The following is a 22,131-nucleotide window of genomic DNA, read 5'->3' as shown; positions in this document are numbered from 1 at the left end:
ATAATTTTTTTTCAATCTATTTCAATTTATTTAGTTATTAGGCTTAATAATTAATATTTATTATTAATACACATTAATTATTGTCCTTTGTATATTATTTATATTATAATACATCTTTTTTAATTAGCAATGAGAACATTAAAAAAATAATAAAAATATGTAAAGAAAAAACTCCAATTGGAGTTTTTTAAAAAATTATTTTTAAATAAATCATTACTTTTATATAGAGTTTATTCTTCACCTTTAGCTGATAGAATATCAATATTATTACTACTATCTATAATAATATTATCCATTATACTTTCATTAATAAATGTTTCATTAATAACTTCTTTTATAGTTCTTACAGGAACTATTTCTATTCCCTTCAATTCGCTAAAACTATCTTTCCAGTTATCTTTTGGAATTACTACTTTTTTAGCTCCAGCTTTTTTAGCTGCCATAATCTTCGCATTAACGCCTCCAATTGGTTTTACCTCACCTAATAGACTTATTTCTCCCGTCATAGCTATAGTACTACTAATCTTAACATTTTTTATTGCACTAAATACAGCAGTAGCAATACTTATTCCAGCAGAAGGTCCATCAACAGGCATCCCCCCAGGAATATTAATATGTATATCATAGTTTTCACATTCCAAATTAAAAACATTATTTAATACAGTAAGAACGTTTTGAACAGATGAGTAAGCTGTACTCTTTCTCTTTATTTTTCTGTTACTACTAGTTATTTCTTCTTCTTCAACTATCCCACTGACTTTTAATGAGCCAATTCTTTTATTTACTTTCTTAGCTGTAGCTTCTATTTCCAATAACATTCCTATATTTGCACCATGTACTGCAAGACCATTTACTAAACCTACTTGAGGCTTCTCTTTTATTTTTTTATCTGGAACTTCAGTATAGTTCCCATTTTCTATCACCCATTGTATATCTTCTATATCTAAACTAGTTCTATCTTCATTTTTTACCATTCCTGAAGCTAATTGCACTAAATTAACAACATCTCTTCCATTAGTACAATATTTAGATATCAAGTTAAGGGCATTTTCTTCTATATTTAATCCAACTTTTTTAACAGCATTCTCTCCTATAATTTTAATTTCATCTGCATGCAATGACCTAAAAAATATTTCTACGCACCTTGATCTTATAGCAGGAACGATTTCTTCCGGACTTCTGGTAGTTGCACCAATTAGCCTAAAATCTGCTGGTAATCCATTATCAAATATTTCTTTTATATAATCCGGCATATTGGGATTTTCACTACTGTAATAAGCACTGTCTAGAAATACCTTTCTATCTTCAAGTACCTTTAATAACTTATTCAATTCTATATGATGTAACTCACCAATTTCATCCATAAATAGAACTCCCCCATGAGCCTTAGTTACAGCTCCTGGCTTAGGTTGTGGAATTCCTGCAACTCCAAAGGATCCAGCTCCTTGATATATTGGGTCATGTACTGAGCCTATAAGTGGATCTGCAATCCCTCTTTCATCGAACCTTATTGTTGTTGCATCTATTTCAATGAACTTAGCATCCTTTTTAAATGGTGATTTACTACTTTTTTTTGCTTCATCTAAAACTAATCTTGCAGCAGCAGTTTTACCTACTCCAGGTGGCCCGTATATAATAACATGTTGTGGATTAGCTCCACATAAGGCAGCCTTTAAAGCTTTTATACCTTCTTCCTGACCAATAATTTCATCAAAACTATTAGGTCTACTCTTCTCTGTTAAGGGTTCAGTTAGCTCTATACTCCTCATCTTCCTTAACTTTTCCATTTCTTTTGTATTTTCTTTTTCAATAATAACCTTACTGTTACTATTTCCTTTGCTATTGCTGAATATGTAATAGATAAAGAGTAGCATCGTTGTAACTTGTAAAAATAATAATACTTCAGTCATATTCCATAGATCTGTCGCAATGATAGCTAATCTAAGAACTAATAATCAAAACCAACCAATTATTAATGTAATTTCGTTGAAACTACTAAAAAATTCAAATTCAAAACCTCCTAATAGAGCTTTTTTCATTAATTATTCATTCTTAATTTTCTGTTGTGCGACATCTCCAACCTCCCTTCCTTCTAGTCATATAGATATTATTAACTTAATATCTACTTTATATTCTATAAAAAAAGGATTCTTTTCCATGATTTTTCTTAATTATATTTTGAAGTAAAATTATTATAATTAACATACTTTTTTCCTTAATATATGTTGCTTAGTAAGTAACTTTATATTTGAATTTTTTTAAAATTTATATCGATATTATAAATTGTTAATTTCAGTTTCATTTTTTATATACTAAATTTTATAAAAATAAAAATGTTATTACAAAATGATTTTAATCATTAAGTAATAACATTTTATTCTAAGCAGTTTCTACGCCTTTTCTCTTTTTAACTTTTTTTGCTGCCTTTAATTGCGGTCTAACTTCACCTTCAGCAACTCTTATTACTTCAGGATCTTTTTTATCCTTTATACATTCATCACTAATAATAACTTTAGAGATACTTTCATCAGAAGGAATATCAAACATTATTTCAGTCATTATTTCTTCTACAATTGATCTTAAACCTCTTGCTCCAGTTTTTCTCTTAATAGCCTCATCAGCAATTGCCTTTAATGATTCATCAGTAAAACTTAACTCAACATTATCTATTTCAAATAACTTTTTATATTGTTTTACTAAAGCATTTCTAGGCTCAGTTAATATATTTACTAAGGCATCATTATCTAATGATTCTAGAGTAACCACTACTGGTAATCTTCCAACAAATTCAGGTATAAGTCCAAATCTTAGTAAATCTCCTGGCATTATGTCTTGAAGAAGCTTACCTACATCTTTATTATGCTTAGATGATATATTAGCACCAAAACCTATAGAACTCTTCTCAGTTCTCTTTTCTATTATTTTATCAATTCCATCAAAAGCTCCACCACATATAAATAGTATATTAGATGTATTTATTTGTAGGAATTCTTGATGAGGATGTTTTCTTCCACCTTGTGGAGGAACAGAAGCAGTAGTACCTTCAAGTATTTTTAATAATGCTTGTTGTACTCCTTCTCCAGATACATCTCTTGTTATAGATGGATTTTCAGATTTTCTTGCAATCTTATCTATTTCATCAATATAAATAATTCCTTTTTCAGCTCTTTCTATATCATAATCAGCATTTTGAATTAATTTTAAAAGTATATTTTCTACATCTTCACCTACATATCCTGCTTCAGTTAAAGTTGTAGCATCTGCTATAGCAAAAGGAACATTTAAAAATTTAGCTAAAGTTTGAGCTAAAAGAGTCTTACCTGACCCAGTAGGTCCTAATAAAAGTATATTACTCTTTTGTAGTTCAACTTCATCATCTACTAAATTCGAATTAATTCTTTTATAGTGATTATATACAGCAACAGATAATGACTTTTTAGCCTTCTCTTGCCCGATTACGTATTGATCCAAGTATCCCTTTATTTCATTAGGTCTTGGAAGACTAGTTGTATCTAATTCAATATTTTCTTCAAACTCATCAGATATTATTTCTGAACAAAGATCTATACATTCATCACATATATATACCCCTGGTCCTGCTATTAATCTTTTAACTTGCTCTTGGTTCTTACCACAAAAAGAACATTTTAATTGTTTTTTCTCATCGTATTTAGCCATAAATTCACCTCACTTAGGTTTAGATAGAACTATTATTCGTTACTACCTTTTTCTTTATTAGTAATCACTTTATCTACTAATCCATAATTCATAGCTTCATCTGCTGTCATAAAGTAATCCCTTTCAACATCAGCTTTTATCTTTTCTATAGGCTGATTAGTATTTTCACTTAATATAGTATTTAATGATTCTTTTATTTTTAATATTCTCTTTGCATGAATATCAAAGTCAGTTGCTTGACCTTGGAATCCGCCAAGAGGTTGGTGAATCATTATTTCACTATTAGGTAATGCAAATCTCTTTCCTTTTGCTCCTGATGAAAGCAAGAAAGAACCCATAGATGCAGCCATACCTATACATATAGTTGATACATCTGATTTTATATATTGCATAGTGTCATAAATAGCCATCCCTGCAGTTATTGACCCTCCAGGACTATTTATGTAAAGATGAATATCTTTATCTGGATCTTCACTCTCTAAAAACAATAACTGAGCAACTACTAAATTAGATACCGTGTCATTTATTTCTCCACTTAACATTATTATTCTATCTTTTAATAATCTTGAAAAAATATCGTAAGATCTTTCTCCCCTACTTGTTTGTTCTACTACCATAGGAACTAAACTCATTTTTATTCCCTCCTTCTCTTAAATTACCTTCTTTTATTATATCCATATTAATAAAAAACTAATTATATAAGTTGTAATAAATATTATACATTTAATCAGATTATATTTTATACTGATACTATTTAAATAATACCAGTATTCCTACAACTTATATAAAATTTAAATACTATATACTTTTAATTTTAGTATTTTACTTAAATTATTATATTAACTTCTAACTTTTATAACACCATAATTATTTAGATTATTAGTTAAAACATATATATATTAAATTATATAAAATTTTATTTAATTTGTTAATGGATATTAGAAAGAATTGCCAGAAATAAATTCTGACAATTACTTTAATTTATTATTTATTGTTTTCTAATAAGAAATTTACAGTTTTTTGGATTTTAACATCTGCTGTTAAAGCTGCTTTTTGACTGCTTAATAATAATTCAATCATTTTTTCATCTTCTCCAGCTGAGTACATCTTTGCAACTTCAATAGCTTTTTCTTTTATTTCTTCTTCAGTCGCTTCAATATTTTCTGCTTTTTCTACTGCTTCTAATACTAAATCAGTCTTAACCTTAACTTCTGCATTTTCCTTCATGTAGTCTCTCATCTTAGCAGCATCAGTACCAGTTAATTCAAAGTATTGATCTAAAGTTAAACCTTGATATTGAAGTCTTTGCTCTAAGTTTTTAACCATTGAATCAATTTCTTTTTCAACCATAACTGCTGGTATTTCTACTTTAGCATTTTCAGATACAGCCTTTATAACTGCTTCTTCAAATTCTCTATCAGCTTTATCAGTATTTGATACTTCTAATTTCTTAGTAATATCTTCTTTTAATTCAGCTAATGTTTCGAATTCTGAAGTTTCTCTTGCAAATTCATCATCTATTTCTGGTAATTCTTTAACTTTTATTTCTTTTACTAACACTTCAAACTTAGCTTTCTTATTATTTAATTCTTCTCTGCCATAGTTTTCAGGGAAAGTAACATTTACTTCAACCTTATCTCCAGCTTTTGCTCCAACTAATTGCTCTTCAAAATTATCTATGAAAGTACCTGATCCTATTTCAAGTGAATAGTCTTTACCTTCACCGCCTTCGAAAGCTACATCATCAATAAATCCTTTAAAATCTATTACTGCTGTATCTCCAGTAGCTACTTCTCCATCTTCTTTAGTTTCGATTCTAGCATTCTTTTCTTGCATTTCTTTTAACTTTAAGTTTACTTCTTCTTCTGTTACTTCATAAGATGGCTTTTCAACTTTTAGTCCTTTATATTCTCCTAATTCAACTTCTGGATAAACAGTAACTTCTGCAGTATAAACAAAGTCTTTACCTTCTTCAGCTGTTACTATATCTATATTTGGATAATCAACAGGAGTTATGTTATTTTCTTCTAACGCCTTTGTGTATGATCCTTCAATAGCAAAGTTTATTGCATCTTCCATTAATACTCCTACTCCATAGTATTTTTTTACTATAGCCATAGGCACTTTACCTTTTCTGAATCCAGGTACATTAAAAGTTTTAACATTCTTATTATAAGCTCTCTTTATAGCATCTTGAAACTTATTAGCCTCAACTGTTATTTCGAACTTAACAAGGTTTTTCTCTATTTTTTCCATTTTAGCTTCCATCGTATTCTTTCCTCCTAAAATAGTAAGATACTATCATATTTGATATAACTACGTTATTATACCATATAACATTAATTATTTTCAAATATTTGTTTATCTTAATTTTTCTAATTTGTCAAATCACCATTAGGGTTAACATATTTAACATTTCCATCTATTGTTACTTCTAATCCTTTTTCTTTTACTTCTCCTAATTTAATATCTGTTCCTTTAGAATTCCATAAAGTCTTATGACTATTATCATTCAAGTCTACAACCCATATATATTTATTTAATCCAGTTCCGAAATAAGGAAGGTTGCTTATATAGGCTACTTTAGAATCAGTAATAAATTTAGCTTCTACATTCCATATATATCCGCTATAGGTTTGAAGTACAGATGCCTTATTAAATACTTCTCCATTTGGAGCAACATACTTATCCTTAGTTATATTGCCTTCTTTCCCATCGACATTGAATACTTTCATGTCTTGGCTTTCATCTATCGTTAAAATAAGATTTTTAGCTGGATTTATTGAGTAATAAATATTAGAAGGTATATCCTTTATCCCCTTAAACTTAACCTTACCTTCAATTTCTTCATACTCTGCCTTTAATGTAACCCCTTCTTTTAACTTAATATCAATAGTCTTAGCCTCAGGTTCCTTAGGTGGTTCTTCAATGACATCATTAGGAGCTTCATTATTTATCTCTTCATTATCATTATTGCTATACTCGTCTTCATCAATCCAATTTTGAACTTTAGCCTTTAAAGCTTCCATATTGACATTATTCATAGCTAGCTTCATAAATAATAATCCAACAATAAATACTCCTATTATTGATAACACAATAATACGTCTCTTTCTTTTTCTCATTTGCCTCTCATAATCTCTGCTGAATATGCTAGGTTTCCTCACACCTAATTACCTCCCATACTACGTATAAATTTTAAAAGCATACTTTTTATATCTTAAATTACTGTCTAAAAAATTACTATCTTTTGCTTGAACAGCCACATGATGATTTACCACCCTTAGTGCTGCAACAGCCCCCACATTTTAATAGACCATAATCTCTTAATTCGGCAACTGTAAGCTTAGCTTCATTTTCGCTATAAGCTTCATATTCTGGTGTAGATTTTAATATATCTTCAACCTTAAAATTTGTCATTATAATCACCTCAACTTATATTATATACTTTAACCTATTGAAATCTCCATATATTTTATATAAATTTAATATTATTTTAAGTATTAAAACGATAATTTAATATATTTTTATACTAATTTCGATTTTTTTTTAAAAACTATTTGATTTTTTAACCAAATATTATATAATAAATATATAATATTTACATTTATTAAATTATTTACATATTGTTAGCTTTTAGCCCATACTACTGTTAATATTTTTATTAGCAGTTTTAATAAAACCCCACATATGTTCATTTATTCCCTTTCTTAAATGAACATAAAACCCTTAACCTGTGCAAGTACTTGTACAGGTTCTTTGTTTTTATAAAAAAATTAGAAGCTTAAAAATAATAGAATAAAAAATGATGCTGTTTCAGAATATAAAATAGATAATTAAAAAAACTCCTAATGGAGTCTTTAAAAACAATCATTTTAAATTTTTAATGGGACTGTTTGTCCAACAGTCCCATTTTATTTTAGTTACCTAATTCCTACTCGCCCTTTATCTTCATATCCTTCTTTCCAAACTCTCCTGCCCATTCAAAGCCTTTCTTTGCAACTATAACAGCAATTACTTCATTTACAACTGCTGCAGCTGCAATAGTTCCTTGAATAATTTCTGCAGATTTAGGATCAGGTCCTGCCAAAACAGATACTGCAATCCCTGTAAATACAAGGGATACTCCTGAGTGTGGAAGTAATGTTAATCCTAAATAATTTCTAACACTCTTAGGAGACTTTGTAATGCTTGCACCAAAGAATGCACCAAAATATTTACCCAAAGCTCTAGCAACAATATATATAGCAGTAAATAAGCCTGCACCAAGAATCAAATTATAATCTAATGGTGCTCCAAGATTTAAAATAACAATAATCATTGAAATACCTAAAATTGGATTAAAATCATTCATTATCTTTTCAAGCCTATCTTCTGTTATCATATTAGAAAATGTAGCCGAAAAAGCCATACCCATTAACATAAAATTCAATATTGGTTTAGGCATAATATGATTATTAAAAATAAATCCTATTCCTGAAGTAATTAAAATCATTCCAATAAGAATCACTAAAGTATCTAATGTTTTGCGTTCCTTTTTTAATAATAAACCAGCTAAAAGTCCAGTAGCTAGTCCAATAACTAATGGAAGTACCACAACCATAGGAATCATATACCCTGGTAGCTTCTGTTCAGATATCTTTCCTGCAACAATAGCAATTGTTGTAAAAAATACAATTACACCCACCATATCATCTAATGCTGCCATAGGGATCAATGTTTTTGTAACAGGTCCATCTGTTTTAAATTCTCTAACAACAGATAATGCTGGTGCTGGTGCTGTAGCTAATGCAATTCCACCAAAAATGAAAGCAAGATAAATAGGTACATCAACAAAATAGAATACAACACCAAAAACTAACGATACTAAAAAGAAAGTTCCTAAAGATTGTGTTAAAGTTGTTATGATAATTGCTTTTCCAGACTTCTTAATTTTTTTCCATACAAGCTCTGTTCCAATCATAAGTCCTACTGCGCACTCTAAAATATGTACAATATTTTCATACCATCCTGCTTCTAATATTGAATTATCAAGTAATGAAAGAGCGTGGGGCCCTAATATCATACCTGCAATTAACCATCCTAATATAGAGGGTAATTTCACCTTCGATATTAATTTTCCTATTAAAAAAGCAATAATTATAGCAATAATCCATCTAAAAAAAATCATATTTATTCTTCCTCCTTCGCTATTCCATAAAGCATAAAGCTTAATATTTTTCTAAGTCTTTCCTCGTGATCAGATATAAGAATTGTAAAGTCTGCATTAGAGTATGCTGAACTACTAAAATATCCATTAAACATTTCTTGTATTATCTCATAATACTCCAAAGCATCTTCCTCTGTAACATCATTACGTAAAGTCAGATTCTGCAACGCTGATCTGTAGATACTTTTATTTAATTCATCAAAATCCCTTTTTATTTCTTTTATTTCATTTATAAGTTTTGATGGTGTTTGTAAAATTGCTTCAAAGAATATACGGGCATAAAGTGGATACTTTAAAAAGAATTTTAATCTTAATTCCATATACCTATGCAAATCACTTCCTATATTTTGAACCTTTAAGTATTCTGTAACTTCTAAAAAACATCTACTAACACATACTAGATAAAGATCATCTTTATTCTTAAAATTATGATAAATTAATCCTTTCGAGATTTTAAAATTATTGCAAATATTATTAAGAGAAGAGTTGATATACCCTTTTGTTCCAAACTCCTCTATAGCTGCTGCAATAATCTTTTCTTTTGTAATTTCTGTTTTCTTTTCTTTCTTCATATATGCTTCCCCCCGAGTTATAGACCACATGGTCTATAATGATTATATCAATTATTGACCAACTAGTAAATAATTAAAAATAATTTGTTCTTAATTACACAAAAAAAGAAACTCATTCCGCTGAGCTCCCTCCTTTAGTATTCTAGATTTCAATAATTATATTTAAATATTAGACTTGTTACTATATTATGTGAAAGTCGACTTGACGCCGATGACAATTAGCCGTTAGCAATTAATAATTAACAATAGTGGAAGTAATTTGTCCCAAATTACAAAAATAAAAAAGAAACTCAGCGAGCTGAGTTTCCTCCTTTAGTGTCCAGCCAATCTTTAGTAATTTGAAATTAGACTTGTTACTATGTTCTGCGTAACGTCGACTTGGAGCTCGCGAGGTCGACTAAGCAGAACATAGTAACAAGTCTTAACCAAATTATTCTACACGTACGGCATTGGGCTTGTGTGCTGTCCGTTTATTCTTATTTCCCAATGTATATGAGGGCCTGTACTCATTCCTGTAGTTCCAACCTTCGCTATAGTTTCTCCTCTAGCTACAGTTTGTCCAACAGATACTAATAATGCACTATTATGTGCATATAAAGTTTGCACTCCACCGCCATGGTCTATTATTACTGTATTTCCATAATCAGAAAACCATCCTGAGTAAACCACTGTACCACTTTTAGCTGCTGCTACTGGTGCTCCCTCAAAATCACCTAAATCAACCCCTGTATGGAATCCAGCTGCTCCTGTAACAGGATTTATTCTAGGTCCATAAGGGTCTGTAACTATCCCAGATCCTGGCCTTAAAAACGTTTCAGTGCTTGGATCTCCTGGAATTCCACCACCTCCACTAGAACCTCCATCTCCTCCTGATGAGCCTCCTGAAGAACCTCCTGATGAGTTACCATTATTTATATCTGCCAACATATCTTCTAGTTCTTGTTGTAACGCCTGATTATAGACAGTTAACTCTCCTATTTCATGCGCAAGCTCTTTTTCCTTATCACTTAATGATGCCAGCATATTGGTCTTATCATTTTCTAATGCCTGAAGCTCATTCATTTTACTTTGATGATATTCTTGTTTTGCTAAATATTCTTTTTGAGCATCTTTTAATTCATCTTGTTTAGCTACAATTCCATTTTTGCTTTCCTCGATACTTTTCAATTCTTCAGCAATTTTATTTTTTTCTTCTTCCATTTCTTTTTGGATATTATTAGCTTTATTAATTAACTCTCTATCGTAATTGATCATTCTAAAAACATTTTGTAGATTGTTAAACAATTCAAATATATTTCCGCTCTTCATAATTAAATATAAATATGTAGTGGCAATATCTATTTTATAATAACTTCTAAGTCTAGTTCCTATATTAGCTTGAATTTGTTCTTCTTCTTGCTTTTTTTCTTCAATTATTGCTTCCTTATCTTGAATCGCATTTTGAGAACTAACTATCTTACTGTTAAGAGAATCTATTTCACCTTGGAAATCATCTATCCTTCTTTGATAACTGTCTACATCAGCTTTAGCTGCATCTAAATCTTTACTTTTTTCATTTATCTGATTCATAATACCTTCTAGAGCTGAGTTTTGTTCATCTATTTCCTCATTTATCTTATCTTTTTCATTTTCTAGTTCTTCAATCTGATTGTTATTATTCTCAATTTTATCTTGCAGGGATGAACTACTTTCTGCCATTACTACCATATTAAAAGAAAAAATCATTGCAATTGTTAAACTCAATGTTCTAACTCTTTTTCTCATAACTGCCTCCTACTCTAAATTAAACTTTTGCACATCTCTAACTTCCCAACTTCCATCATTGTATTCCATACTAGTTAAAAACATCTCATCAACATTTTGGTCTATAAAAGGTATAAATTTTTTGCTTATATGATAATTTAAATTAACAACTATATTCCCTTTATAAACTCCATTCTCATAAAAGAACTCACTACTCTTAATCTCAGTTTTCAATTCATTTAGTTCATAATTATTTTTTAAGAATAAACTCTCCCTTTTTATGCTATCATATATCTTACTTTTAGCATCTTCTTTAGAGTTTTCTATTAATTTGTAATCCCCATTATTTAAAGCATTAAATGTACTACTATAAAAATTATTTATTATAGCTTCAATATCTTCAATTAGCTTATCATTAGCCATATTAATATTTATGTTTATATTAGGCAAATTTCCTATCTTTACTTTTTCACTAGTTATCGTTCCCCAAGGGAAATCCCTTTTAAGTTGAATTTCAATATCTTCATTAAATGGGATTGGTCCATAATTCTTAATATCTGCAACTTTCTTATTAATTTCTTCATCATTTATAATTACTTCTGCATCATTAAAATTTGATGTGAGACTTATATTTATTGCCTGCATATTCAAATCTATTTCTTTATTTTCCATAATAAATATCTCTTTTTCTTCTTTAACAACACCATATTTAGTATCAAGTTCTCCTTTAACAGTATATTTACCAGGAATCAGACCTCTCTTTATATTCGTCGCTGCAATTTCATAATCATTTATATATAATCTAGCCTTATCAAAATTTGTATTTATCTTAACAGCAACTGGCTCTATCTCTATTTTGTAGTTATCAATAAATAATATTTTCTTATTTACTAAGGTAAAAAATCCACTTTCACCTTTTGTTTTTAAATCTTTTACTATATTAATTGCTTGGTTTTGATTTTCAGAATAATACTCTGTCAAAGGTTTAAGGTCTTTTTTCTTAATTCTCTTTCCATCAACCCTAATATCTTTATAAATTTTTCTTGGATTATCTTCTTTTAAGGCTATTTGTAAGTTTTTAAGAACAATATTTTTAGAAGACTTATAGCTTCCGTAACTAAATCCAATTAAAATAAAAATGAATAATACTGAAATTAGAAATAATCTTCTTTTAAGTATAAAGCCTTTTAATTCTTTAAAAGATAAACATTTCACTTCACTATATAAGACTTTAAAGTATTCTTTTATTTTAAGTAATAGTTCTTTAATAGTTCCCACTATACTCCACCCTTTATTCTAAAATATCTATTATCCACTTACTACACTCTAAACATTTATAAATTCTAATAACAAACAAATCTAGTAATCCTAGTTCTCCATTTTTACTTAATTCTTCTGCTTCTTTTTTAGTTATAAAAGAATCTTCTTCATTTATAAATCCTTGAATTTCTATTATGTAATTTTTATTAGTTTTCTCACAACAATCATTTATTCCTACAACTTCAATTTCTTCATAGGAAAGTTCACTACTTAACTCTTTTATTATATCAATAATATCCTCAAATTCATCAATATTATCTAAAAAATCCTCTTTATAGAAACTTAAATCTTCAATTTGAAACAATTTGTTCATTTATTCCCCACCTTTTTCACTTTGTAATTCAATTTTATATTCATTAATATTATTTATCAAGTTTATTTTGTTATAGTCAAAATTTAACAAAGTTATGTTATAATTTAGAAAACACAATGTTTTAAGGAGGCAAAATATGATTTTCGATAGCCATATGCATACAAAATTTTCAACGGATAGTGATATGAGTATATTAGATGCAATTGAAGTTTCAAAAAACAATAATATTGGAATAATCATAACTGATCATATGGACTTAGATTATCCTGTTAAAGAAGACTTCAAATTCCATGTTCCAAGCTATTTTAAAGAATACGAAAAATATAGAAGTAATAGCCTGAAACTTGGAATAGAAATAGGATTAACAAAGAATGTAGTAGAAGAAAGTGAAAAATTAATTACTTCCTATGATTTTGACTTTGTACTTGGATCTATTCATGCAGTTAAAAATCTAGATATATACGCAGAATATGTACATCAAGGATATAGCAAGAAAGACTTCTTCACTTATTATTTAGAAGATATGCTTTCTTGTGTTAACCTGTATAATAACTTCGATTCATTAGCCCATATAGATTACCCCTGCAGATATGCTAAGTTCGATAATAATGAAATTTTAGTATCAGAATATAATAATATACTAGCTGAAATATTTAAAACCTTAATAAACAAAGGAAAAGTTCTGGAAATTAATACTTCAAGACTTCATATACCTGAAGCTAAAGTTGCTTTAAAAGATATTTACAATTTATACAAAGATTTAGGTGGAAAATATGTTACTTTAGGATCTGATGCTCACGCTTCTACAAATATCTATAGAAACTTCGATATAGCATTAGATTTTATAAACGAAGTTGACTTAAAAGGAATCTACTTTAACAATAGAAAACCAGAATTCTTTTAATTCAATGGTAAAATATTGTAAGTATATAAATTTAAAGGAACTCAGTCTAAGCTGAGTTCCTTACTCTATATTTCATCTATAGGCTTTCTCTCAGCCTTTAAATTTCCTATCTTACTTCTTCTACTTTTTAATTCTTTTTCTACATCTTCAACAGATATACCTAACTCTACCATTGTAACTAAAAGATGATATATTAAATCTCCCATCTCTAATACTTGCTCTTCTTTAGAAGTGTTTTTTGCACTAATAATTACTTCTGTACACTCTTCTCCAAGCTTTTTTAGTATTTTATCTACTCCCTTATTAAATAAGTAACTTGTATAAGATTTCTCATCCCTATTCTCTTTTCTATCTTCAATAACAGCATATAGCTCTTTAATTATATTATCCATAAAAAACCCCCTCTTCCAGTTAACAATTAGCAATTGACAGTTAATAATTGTTGATGTAATCCCTCCGGAATTACTAAAACAAACTTATTTTCAAAAACTCTTTAAGAGTTTTTTCATCAATTCTATATTCTGTATTATTCATTATGCTCTATCATTTTCTTTTTTTATACTTAAACATCAACTTCATTTTTTCATCCTACGTCAGCACCATAATTCTTTTATTTTTTCACTGTGCACTAGCACCTTAATTTCTTCATTTTTTCATTCCTTCATTATGCGTTAGCACCTTCATTCTTAAATCTTAATTTTTTATTATATATTTTTCATTATTTGCTAGCTTTATCTCAGTGAAAAAACAACTTCTCTCTCCCATGTGGCAAGCTACTCCAACTTGTTCAACTAGAATTAATATAGTATCTAAGTCACAATCAATATACATCTCTTTTACATATTGTAGATGACCTGAAGTCTCACCTTTGTTCCAAAGTTCATTTCTACTTCTGCTATAAAACCAAGTTTTCTTTTCCAATATAGTTTTCTCTAAGCTTTCTTTAGACATATAGGCAAGCATAAGTACTTCTTTATTTCTAAAATCTTGTACTATTGCTGGAATTAAACCACCACTTTTATTAAAATCCACTTTATTTATATCAAATTCCATAGTTATATCCTTACCTCTATATTATTTTTTCTCAAATAATCTTTAACCTCAGACACTTTTAAATTACCATAGTGAAATAAGGAAGCTGCAAGAGCCGCATCCGCTTCTCCATCTACAAATACTTCTTTAAAGTCTTCTATAGAACCACATCCTCCAGAGGCTATTACTGGTATATCTACTAAGTTACTTACCTTCTTAGTTAGCTCTATATCAAATCCAGCCTTAGTCCCATCTGCATCCATAGATGTAAGTAAAATTTCTCCCGCTCCAAGACTGTATGCCTCTTCTATCCATTTAAAAAGATCTATACCCGTGTCTATTCTTCCACCATTTATATAAACATTCCAATTATTCTTATCTCTTCTTTTTGCATCTACAGCTAGTACAATACATTGATTGCCAAAGTAATAAGCTCCTTCTTTAATTAAATCCTTATTTCTAATAGCTGCAGAATTCAAGCTTACCTTATCTGCTCCAGCTCGTAAAATTTTTCTGATTCCATCTACTGTACTTATTCCTCCCCCTACAGTAAAAGGAATAAATATTTTTTCAGCTACTTTTTCAACTACTTCTATCATAGTCCTTCTTCCTTCATGAGTAGCTGTAATATCTAAAAAGACTATTTCATCAGCCCCCTGTTTATAATACTCTTCTGCTAATTCTACAGGATCTCCAACTTCCTTTAGCCCTACAAAGTTAACTCCTTTAACTACCTTTCCATCCTTAACATCTAAGCAAGGTATTATTCTCTTAGTATGCATATCCCCACCTACTTACATAAATTAATAGCTTCCTCTAAATCTACATCTTTAGAGTAAATTGCCTTACCTACTATACAACCATAAATATCTAATTCTTTTAGTTCTTTAATATTTTCAATATTCTTCACTCCACCTGAAGCAGTAATATCAATATTTGAAATTAATTTAACCTCTTTCATAATATTAATGTTAGGGCCTTCTAAAGTGCCATCCTTACTTATATCTGTTATTATGATGTTCTTAACTCCAATAGCTTCCATATCATTAATTAATTCTATATAATGCACTTCACTTTTAGCTATCCATCCTCTTGTATGAATATATCCATCTTTAAAATCTACAGCCACAGCTATCTTATCTCTGTAGGTATCAACAGCTTCTCTTAATAATTCTTTATTTTCTATTGCAGCAGTACCTAAAATAACCCTAGATACTCCGCCATCTATTAATGCCTTTATATCCTTAAAGTTTCTTATTCCACCACCTACTTCTACATCTACTCCTAATTCTTTTACTACTCTTAATATTAATTCTAAATTAACTAACTCACCTTTTTTTGCACCATCTAAATCTACTAAGTGAATAAGCGTAGCTCCTGCTTCCTTAAATCTTTTAGCTACCTTTAAAACATCTTCCCCCATTATATCCTTTTTATTATAATCACCTTGATATAGCCTAACAGCCATGCCATCAATTATATCTATAGCTGGAATTACTATCACTTTACCATCTCCCCAAATTCTTTTAATAAATTAAGCCCTGTTTCACCACTTTTTTCTGGATGAAATTGCATTCCTATAATATTACCTTTTCTAACTATACCCGGTACCCTTAATCCTCCGTAGTGAGAGTAAGCAACTAATTCCTTATCTTCGTAATCTGTTGCCATAAAGCTATGAACATAATATACAAATTTATCTGATGCTAATTTAGAAAAGTTATTATCCTCATTATTTATACTTAACTTATTCCATCCCATATGAGGTATTTTCACTCTTTCCCTAGGCTGAAGTTTCTTTATATTGCCATTTAATAGTCCTAGCCCTTCTTCTTCTTCTCCTTCAAAACCTTTTTCAAATAATATTTGCATACCTAGACATATTCCAAGGACTAGCTTCCCATCTTTAGCTACTCCCTTAATTAATGTATCTAATCCGTCTTCTTTTAGGTTGTCCATAGCTTGCTTAAATGCTCCAACTCCTGGAAGGATAATAGCTTCTGACTTCTTTATAACTTCTTTATCACTAGTAATAACTGAATCGATATTTAATAGATATAAAGCATTTTTTATACTTTTTAAATTACCCATTCCATAATCTATAATTGTAATCATAACTTATCCATCCTTATTAAATACTTAAGGTGCCTTTAGTTGATAAAACCTTATTTACATCATTACCTACAGTAACTGCTTCCTTTAAAGCTCTACCAAAAGCCTTAAATATCCCTTCAATTTTATGATGATCATTTACTCCGTATAATACCCTAATGTGAACTGTTCCATTAACATTCATAGCAACAGCTCTAAAAAATTCTACTACCATTTCAGTTGAAAAATTCCCGATTTGTTCTCTTTTAAACTCTCCCTCAAAGTGTAAGAAACCTCTCCCACTTAAATCTAATACTACTTGGCATAATGCTTCATCCATTGGCACAAAAGCAGTTCCATATCTATTTATACCTACCTTATTACCTAAAGCTTCATTTAATGCCTTCCCCAAAGATATTCCTATGTCTTCTACTATATGGTGATCACAAACCTCAATATCTCCACTTGCCTCTAAATTAATATCTATTCCGCTATGAAATGCAAATAAAGTAAGCATATGATTTAAAAACCCAACTGGCGTATTTATACTGTTATTTCCCTTTCCATCTACATCTATTGATAACTTAATATTAGTTTCCTTTGTCTCCCTTTTTATCTTAGAAACTCTACTCATAAACCCTCCTTATTTCATTTACAATTAGCAATTAACAACTAATGATGTTTTGCTCTGCAAAACTTAATTTTTTCATTCTTTCATTATTGAAATTCAGCTCGTCTGAATTTCTTCCTTTAGCATCCTAGCTTCTACAATATTAAATTATTCAAGGAGTTATTAACATATTGTGCGTAAGCCGACTTGGAGCTTGCGACGGAGGCCGAGCATAATATGTTAAAGACTCCTGCAAAATATAAAATCATTTATTATTTCTACAACTTTATTATTTTCTTCTGGAAGTCCAACTGTGATTCTAAAGCTATTATCTTCAAAGCTTCTTATAATAATTTTTTCTTCCCTAAAGGCATTAATAAGTTCTTCCTTATTATCTGCTCTTCCAAAAATAAAGTTAGCTTTTGATTTGTAAAACTTAATATTACCCTTTTTAGAATCTAATGATTTTTCTTCTGCCTTTTTTAATTCAATATAAAGTCTTTCTCTTTCATTTATTATTAGCTTTAAATTTTCCTTAAGAGAATCTACCTCTTCTGTTAGATATATACTTGCTATTTCTTGAGAAATAGTATTTACATTGTAAGGAGTTTTATATTTTAATAACTCATTGATATTATCCTTATTAGAAATTAAGAATCCTACTCTTAAAGCTGCTAATCCCCATGCCTTAGATAAGGTTCTAGTTACTATTAAATTAGGATATTTATCTATTAATGAAACTACTGATTCCCCATTAAACTCAAAGTACGCTTCATCAACTAGAACTATCTTATCTTTAAAAGCTTCTAAAATCTGAATAATATTTTCTGTACTATATGCAAATCCAGTTGGATTATTAGGATTAGAAAACATAACTATCTTTACATCTTCTTTTTTTCCTAATTCTATAAACTCTTCCAAATTGAAAGAATTATCCACATCAAGGTTATACTTAATCACATTTCCTTCATTTAAAGCTGTGTAAAAGTCATACATTACAAAGTCTGGTGTTACAGTTAAAAGCTTGTCTCCACTTTTAATATTCTTGCTTATAACTAAGTTAATTACTTCATCTGAACCATTCCCAATAATAATATTATCGGAGCTTACTCCTACATAAGAGCTATATGCTTCTCTTAAATTATCACCATCAGTATCAGGATATCTATTTAAATCTACTTCCTTAAGATTTTCTAATATCTTAAAATACTTATCTTTATTAATATTCTTAGGACTTTCATTACCATTAAGTAATAAGTTATCCTTACTGTTATTTGAGTAAATTCCTAAATCATTAATCATTACATACCCTCACCTTCACAGAATTTCCATGTGCAGTTAATCCTTCTCTCTTTGCAAGTAGCATTATATCTTCTGAAGCTTTATTTAACTCTTCCTTAGAATAGTAGAGATAAGAACTTCTCTTTATAAAGCTATCTACTGATAAAGCAGATGAAAATCTAGCTGTACCATTAGTAGGAAGAACATGGTTTGGTCCTGCATAATAATCTCCTAAAGGTTCTGGAGTATAATATCCTAAGAAAATTGAGCCTGCATTTTTTACTTCACCTAGATACTCCATTGAGTTTTCCACCATTAACTCAAGGTGTTCAGGGGCTATAATATTAGATATTCTTATACAGTCTCTTATATTCTTGCATATTATAGCCATTCCATAATTACTAAAGGATTCTTTAATAATATCTTTTCTTTTCATTTCTTCTATTTGAACTTCTAATTCTTTCATTATTTCATTGTATTTTTCTTCAGATGTTGTTAATAAAATTGATGCTGCAAGCTTATCATGTTCAGCTTGTGACATTAGATCAGCCGCTACATATTTACTATTTGCATTTTCATCAGCAACTATTAATATTTCACTTGGTCCAGCTACCATATCTATATCTACTGTTCCAAAGACTAGTTTCTTAGCCATAGCTACATATATATTTCCTGGGCCCACTATCTTATCTACCCTCTTTATACTTTCAGTTCCATAAGCTAAAGCTCCAATAGCTTGAGCTCCACCAACCTTATAAATTTCATTAACTCCAGCTAAGGATGCTGCAACAGCAATATAAGGATTAATTTCTCCATTTGCTCCCGGAGGTGTTACCATTACTACTTCCTTCACTCCAGCTACCTTTGCAGGTATAACATTCATTACTACTGATGATGGATAAGAGGCTGTTCCCCCTGGAACATAAACCCCAACTCTTTCTAGTGGTAGTACTAATTGCCCCATAAATACTCCACCTTCTTTAGCTATTGAATATCCATTCTTAACTTGTTTATTATGATAAAATTCAATATTATTAATTGCAGCTTTAATAGCATTAATAAAACTTTCTTCAACTACATTAAAGGCTTCTTCTACTTCTTCTTTCGAAACTTTAATAGTTTTTGAAGTTAGTAACACCTTATCAAAATCATTTGTGTACTTAAATAATGCTTTATCCCCGTCTTTTCTTATATCTTTTAAAATATTTAATACATTACTTATAACTTCTGGATTTTCTTCTTCTCTATTTTTTATTATTTTTAAAATATCTTCTTCCTCATCCTTAGATAAATTAAATAATTTCAACATAGCCCTTCCCCTTTATTTATTGCTTATTTAGCACTTATTACTTCTCTTATTTTTTCTAATATAAAGCTTATTTCTTTTTGCTTAAGCTTAAAGCTTGCCTTATTCACTATTAATCTAGCACTAATATCTTGAACTTCTTTTAATACTACTAACCCATTTTCCTTAAGAGTAGTTCCTGTTTCCATAATATCTACTATTCCATCACATAAGCCAAGAATTGGTGCAAGCTCTACAGAACCATCAATTTTAATTACTTCCACATCTATATTATTTTCTTTAAAGAATTCCTTAGCTACTTTAGGATACTTTGTCCCTATTTTAATATGCCCCTTCATATTAAATAAGTCTTTATTTGGCATAGCCGCTACTATAAACTTACACTTACCAAAGCCTAAATCCATTAATTCATAACAATTATGACCTTTTTCTATTAAAGTATCTAATCCAACTACCCCAATATCAGCAACTCCATGTTCAACATAAGTTATGCTATCGTTAGCTTTTACTAAAAAATAATTTACGTCATACTTAGTATCTTTAAATACTAATTTTCTTCCCTTATCCTTAAGCTCATCTGTTCCAAATCCTGCTTCATCTAGTATCTTAACTACTTCATCTTCTAATCTACCTTTAGTTAAAGCAATACTAATCCCCATAATAATCCTCCTTTAAAACCTTTATTCCCTTTTCATCTTCTGAAGGAATAACCTCTACTACATAGCCTTCTTTTCTAAGCTCCATACTCTTTCTTAATGCTTCTATTTCATTATCTTTACTAAAAATAATCTTATATCTTTCTTCTTTTGATAGCTTTGAGTTTAAAATACTACTTAATTCATCTACATTAATAGAAAATCCTATTGCCTTGTATCCTTTTTTAACTGAATCAATTAAATCGTCATATCTTCCACCACTTAAAACAATATTTCCTGATCCTTCAATATATCCTCTAAATATTATTCCTGTATAGAAGTTAAGCCTGGGAGTTATAGCTAAATCAAAGGTTAAATACTCTCCATATCCTAAGTTATCCAATCTTTTATAAATATTTTCTAAATATTTTATGCTATTATTCATTTTAGAATTAAAGGACATTTCTTTATACTTCTCTAAAATATCTGCTCCTTCTCCAAATAAAAGAGGCAACTTGTAAAATGTATTTTTTATATTGTCTTCAACATCTAATTTTTTGAGAAATTTTTTTAACTCTTCTATTTTCTTCTTTTCAATTAATATCGATAAGGATAACTTGTCCTCTTCTGAAATATCTAAAGCTTCTATAGCAGATTTAAAGAAATTTACTTCTCCTATTTCTATTTTAAAATTCTTGGCCCCAGTAGCTCTTAAAGCTTCTATTGCAATTATTAATGCTTCTAAATCAGCAAACTCATTTTCTTTATTTATAAGCTCTATTCCACAATCAGTATATTCATTTCTTCTTCCACTAAATTCTTCAAAAACTCTATATATACTAGCTTCATATCTAATTTTGATAGACTCTTCAACATCTTTAAATCTAGTTGATACAAGCCTTACAATAGGTATAGTCATATCTGGTCTCAAGGCTAATATTCTTCCTTTTGAATCAAAAAATTTATATACATTTTCCTCTTTTAGCCCAGAATACTCATATCTAAAACCTTCATAAAATTCTATGCTTGGCGTGATTACTTTCTTGTATCCCCAAGAATTAAAAACATTATTTATTAAATTAATTGCCCTATCTTTTTTTAAACATTCCTCATTAGTTAAATCTCTTGTTCCCTCTGGAATAATATTCTTATTCATACTCTCACCCCTTTTACACTTTATAACTTTAAAGTATTATCATAATAGTATATTAATATTAATTCAATGTCAATAAGTTGACAGAAAATTAAATAAATTTAACATAACTTGAGTTTATTTTATAAATCCATGTTAATATCTATAAAATAATAACTCATCAGTTGCTAAGGTAGATTATGAATTTTACTCATTCTTCATTTTAAAATGTGTACCTACTCTCTATCAGTTATTAGTTATTAAATAAAAGGGGCTGTCTCATAGACAACCCCTTTAAAAATTTT

General features: G+C 29.1%; 21 protein-coding genes. 1 reads left to right on the top strand and 20 read right to left on the bottom strand.

Annotation, left to right across the window (positions count from 1 at the left end):
- Positions 1–230: 230 nt before the first annotated feature.
- The 10 genes from lonB to GPX08_RS08330 all read right to left on the bottom strand — a co-directional run bounded on the left by lonB (position 231) and on the right by GPX08_RS08330 (position 12,835).
- The gene (lonB, locus tag GPX08_RS08375; protein ID WP_156626360.1) at positions 231–1,910 is read right to left on the bottom strand and encodes an ATP-dependent protease LonB; all 1,680 of its coding nucleotides are present in this window, start codon (positions 1,908–1,910) and stop codon (positions 231–233) included.
- Between the two features lie 469 nt (positions 1,911–2,379).
- On the bottom strand, positions 2,380–3,678 hold the full coding sequence (clpX, locus tag GPX08_RS08370) for an ATP-dependent Clp protease ATP-binding subunit ClpX (RefSeq protein WP_156626359.1): 1,299 nt from the start codon (positions 3,676–3,678) through the stop codon (positions 2,380–2,382).
- 32 nt (positions 3,679–3,710) lie between these two features.
- Positions 3,711–4,310 carry an ATP-dependent Clp endopeptidase proteolytic subunit ClpP gene (gene clpP / locus GPX08_RS08365; RefSeq protein ID WP_156626358.1) on the bottom strand — a complete coding sequence of 200 codons (600 nt, stop codon included), beginning with the start codon at positions 4,308–4,310 and terminating at the stop codon, positions 3,711–3,713.
- A gap of 352 nt (positions 4,311–4,662) precedes the next feature.
- A complete protein-coding gene (locus GPX08_RS08360) occupies positions 4,663–5,946 on the bottom strand; it encodes a trigger factor (RefSeq protein ID WP_156626357.1) in 1,284 nt (427 codons plus the stop codon).
- A 107-nt stretch (positions 5,947–6,053) separates the two neighbouring features.
- Positions 6,054–6,845 carry a hypothetical protein gene (locus GPX08_RS08355; RefSeq protein ID WP_156626356.1) on the bottom strand — a complete coding sequence of 264 codons (792 nt, stop codon included), beginning with the start codon at positions 6,843–6,845 and terminating at the stop codon, positions 6,054–6,056.
- Between the two features lie 767 nt (positions 6,846–7,612).
- Positions 7,613–8,848, bottom strand: coding sequence for a potassium transporter (locus GPX08_RS08350; RefSeq protein ID WP_156626355.1), 1,236 nt, complete (start codon positions 8,846–8,848; stop codon positions 7,613–7,615).
- Positions 8,849–8,850: 2 nt separating this feature from the next.
- Positions 8,851–9,459, bottom strand: a complete 609-nt coding sequence (locus GPX08_RS08345; protein WP_156626354.1) for a TetR family transcriptional regulator — start codon at positions 9,457–9,459, stop codon at positions 8,851–8,853.
- Between the two features lie 435 nt (positions 9,460–9,894).
- On the bottom strand, positions 9,895–11,223 hold the full coding sequence (locus tag GPX08_RS08340) for a peptidoglycan DD-metalloendopeptidase family protein (protein WP_156626353.1): 1,329 nt from the start codon (positions 11,221–11,223) through the stop codon (positions 9,895–9,897).
- 9 nt (positions 11,224–11,232) lie between these two features.
- Complete coding sequence (locus GPX08_RS08335; protein WP_156626352.1) at positions 11,233–12,480, bottom strand: hypothetical protein; 1,248 nt, start codon at positions 12,478–12,480, stop codon at positions 11,233–11,235.
- A gap of 13 nt (positions 12,481–12,493) precedes the next feature.
- Entirely contained in the window at positions 12,494–12,835 is a 342-nt protein-coding gene (locus GPX08_RS08330) for a hypothetical protein (RefSeq protein WP_156626351.1), read from the bottom strand.
- A gap of 136 nt (positions 12,836–12,971) precedes the next feature.
- Here GPX08_RS08330 and GPX08_RS08325 point away from each other — a divergent pair, with 136 nt between their 5' ends.
- On the top strand, positions 12,972–13,739 hold the full coding sequence (locus GPX08_RS08325) for a histidinol phosphate phosphatase (protein WP_156626350.1): 768 nt from the start codon (positions 12,972–12,974) through the stop codon (positions 13,737–13,739).
- A 65-nt stretch (positions 13,740–13,804) separates the two neighbouring features.
- Here the strand turns inward: GPX08_RS08325 and hisE are convergent, their stop codons facing one another.
- From hisE to hisZ, 10 genes are all read right to left on the bottom strand, one after another.
- Complete coding sequence (hisE, locus tag GPX08_RS08320) at positions 13,805–14,131, bottom strand: phosphoribosyl-ATP diphosphatase (RefSeq protein ID WP_156626349.1); 327 nt, start codon at positions 14,129–14,131, stop codon at positions 13,805–13,807.
- A gap of 301 nt (positions 14,132–14,432) precedes the next feature.
- A complete protein-coding gene (gene hisI, locus GPX08_RS08315; RefSeq protein ID WP_156626348.1) occupies positions 14,433–14,792 on the bottom strand; it encodes a phosphoribosyl-AMP cyclohydrolase in 360 nt (119 codons plus the stop codon).
- A 2-nt stretch (positions 14,793–14,794) separates the two neighbouring features.
- Positions 14,795–15,553, bottom strand: a complete 759-nt coding sequence (hisF, locus tag GPX08_RS08310) for an imidazole glycerol phosphate synthase subunit HisF (protein WP_156626347.1) — start codon at positions 15,551–15,553, stop codon at positions 14,795–14,797.
- 8 nt (positions 15,554–15,561) lie between these two features.
- Positions 15,562–16,275 carry a 1-(5-phosphoribosyl)-5-[(5-phosphoribosylamino)methylideneamino]imidazole-4-carboxamide isomerase gene (gene hisA, locus GPX08_RS08305; protein WP_156626346.1) on the bottom strand — a complete coding sequence of 238 codons (714 nt, stop codon included), beginning with the start codon at positions 16,273–16,275 and terminating at the stop codon, positions 15,562–15,564.
- The gene (gene hisH, locus GPX08_RS08300; RefSeq protein ID WP_156626345.1) at positions 16,272–16,886 is read right to left on the bottom strand and encodes an imidazole glycerol phosphate synthase subunit HisH; all 615 of its coding nucleotides are present in this window, start codon (positions 16,884–16,886) and stop codon (positions 16,272–16,274) included. The genes hisA and hisH overlap by 4 nt, the downstream gene beginning before the upstream one ends.
- A gap of 16 nt (positions 16,887–16,902) precedes the next feature.
- Positions 16,903–17,496: an imidazoleglycerol-phosphate dehydratase HisB gene (gene hisB / locus GPX08_RS08295; protein ID WP_156626344.1), complete on the bottom strand. Its 594-nt coding sequence runs from the start codon at positions 17,494–17,496 to the stop codon at positions 16,903–16,905.
- Between the two features lie 216 nt (positions 17,497–17,712).
- Positions 17,713–18,774: a histidinol-phosphate transaminase gene (hisC, locus tag GPX08_RS08290; protein ID WP_156626343.1), complete on the bottom strand. Its 1,062-nt coding sequence runs from the start codon at positions 18,772–18,774 to the stop codon at positions 17,713–17,715.
- Positions 18,767–20,062 (bottom strand): histidinol dehydrogenase, encoded by a 1,296-nt coding sequence (gene hisD, locus GPX08_RS08285; protein WP_156626342.1) that lies wholly within the window; start codon positions 20,060–20,062, stop codon positions 18,767–18,769. The genes hisC and hisD overlap by 8 nt, the downstream gene beginning before the upstream one ends.
- Before the next feature lie 23 nt (positions 20,063–20,085).
- Complete coding sequence (locus tag GPX08_RS08280) at positions 20,086–20,718, bottom strand: ATP phosphoribosyltransferase (RefSeq protein ID WP_156626341.1); 633 nt, start codon at positions 20,716–20,718, stop codon at positions 20,086–20,088.
- Entirely contained in the window at positions 20,708–21,850 is a 1,143-nt protein-coding gene (gene hisZ / locus GPX08_RS08275) for an ATP phosphoribosyltransferase regulatory subunit (RefSeq protein ID WP_156626340.1), read from the bottom strand. Before hisZ ends, GPX08_RS08280 begins: the two co-directional genes overlap by 11 nt.
- Positions 21,851–22,131: the final 281 nt, after the last annotated feature.

The sequence above is a fragment of the Clostridium tertium genome (assembly GCF_902652255.1).
Classification (GTDB): Bacteria; Bacillota; Clostridia; order Clostridiales; family Clostridiaceae; genus Clostridium; species Clostridium tertium_A.
Note: the sequence above shows the minus strand (reverse complement) of the source record. Positions and strands in the feature narration are given on the sequence as shown.

Excerpts from the sequence above, each read along its gene's own strand:
- lonB (WP_156626360.1), bottom strand. The coding sequence starts at position 1,910 with ATGACTGAAGTATTATTATTTTTACAAGTTACAACGATGCTACTCTTT.
- clpX (WP_156626359.1), bottom strand. The coding sequence starts at position 3,678 with ATGGCTAAATACGATGAGAAAAAACAATTAAAATGTTCTTTTTGTGGT.
- clpP (WP_156626358.1), bottom strand. The coding sequence starts at position 4,310 with ATGAGTTTAGTTCCTATGGTAGTAGAACAAACAAGTAGGGGAGAAAGA.
- GPX08_RS08360 (WP_156626357.1), bottom strand. The coding sequence starts at position 5,946 with ATGGAAGCTAAAATGGAAAAAATAGAGAAAAACCTTGTTAAGTTCGAA.
- GPX08_RS08350 (WP_156626355.1), bottom strand. The coding sequence starts at position 8,848 with ATGATTTTTTTTAGATGGATTATTGCTATAATTATTGCTTTTTTAATA.
- GPX08_RS08345 (WP_156626354.1), bottom strand. The coding sequence starts at position 9,459 with ATGAAGAAAGAAAAGAAAACAGAAATTACAAAAGAAAAGATTATTGCA.
- GPX08_RS08340 (WP_156626353.1), bottom strand. The coding sequence starts at position 11,223 with ATGAGAAAAAGAGTTAGAACATTGAGTTTAACAATTGCAATGATTTTT.
- GPX08_RS08330 (WP_156626351.1), bottom strand. The coding sequence starts at position 12,835 with ATGAACAAATTGTTTCAAATTGAAGATTTAAGTTTCTATAAAGAGGAT.
- GPX08_RS08325 (WP_156626350.1), top strand. The coding sequence starts at position 12,972 with ATGATTTTCGATAGCCATATGCATACAAAATTTTCAACGGATAGTGAT.
- hisE (WP_156626349.1), bottom strand. The coding sequence starts at position 14,131 with ATGGATAATATAATTAAAGAGCTATATGCTGTTATTGAAGATAGAAAA.
- hisI (WP_156626348.1), bottom strand. The coding sequence starts at position 14,792 with ATGGAATTTGATATAAATAAAGTGGATTTTAATAAAAGTGGTGGTTTA.
- hisF (WP_156626347.1), bottom strand. The coding sequence starts at position 15,553 with ATGCATACTAAGAGAATAATACCTTGCTTAGATGTTAAGGATGGAAAG.
- hisH (WP_156626345.1), bottom strand. The coding sequence starts at position 16,886 with ATGATTACAATTATAGATTATGGAATGGGTAATTTAAAAAGTATAAAA.
- hisB (WP_156626344.1), bottom strand. The coding sequence starts at position 17,496 with ATGAGTAGAGTTTCTAAGATAAAAAGGGAGACAAAGGAAACTAATATT.
- hisC (WP_156626343.1), bottom strand. The coding sequence starts at position 18,774 with ATGATTAATGATTTAGGAATTTACTCAAATAACAGTAAGGATAACTTA.
- hisD (WP_156626342.1), bottom strand. The coding sequence starts at position 20,062 with ATGTTGAAATTATTTAATTTATCTAAGGATGAGGAAGAAGATATTTTA.
- GPX08_RS08280 (WP_156626341.1), bottom strand. The coding sequence starts at position 20,718 with ATGGGGATTAGTATTGCTTTAACTAAAGGTAGATTAGAAGATGAAGTA.
- hisZ (WP_156626340.1), bottom strand. The coding sequence starts at position 21,850 with ATGAATAAGAATATTATTCCAGAGGGAACAAGAGATTTAACTAATGAG.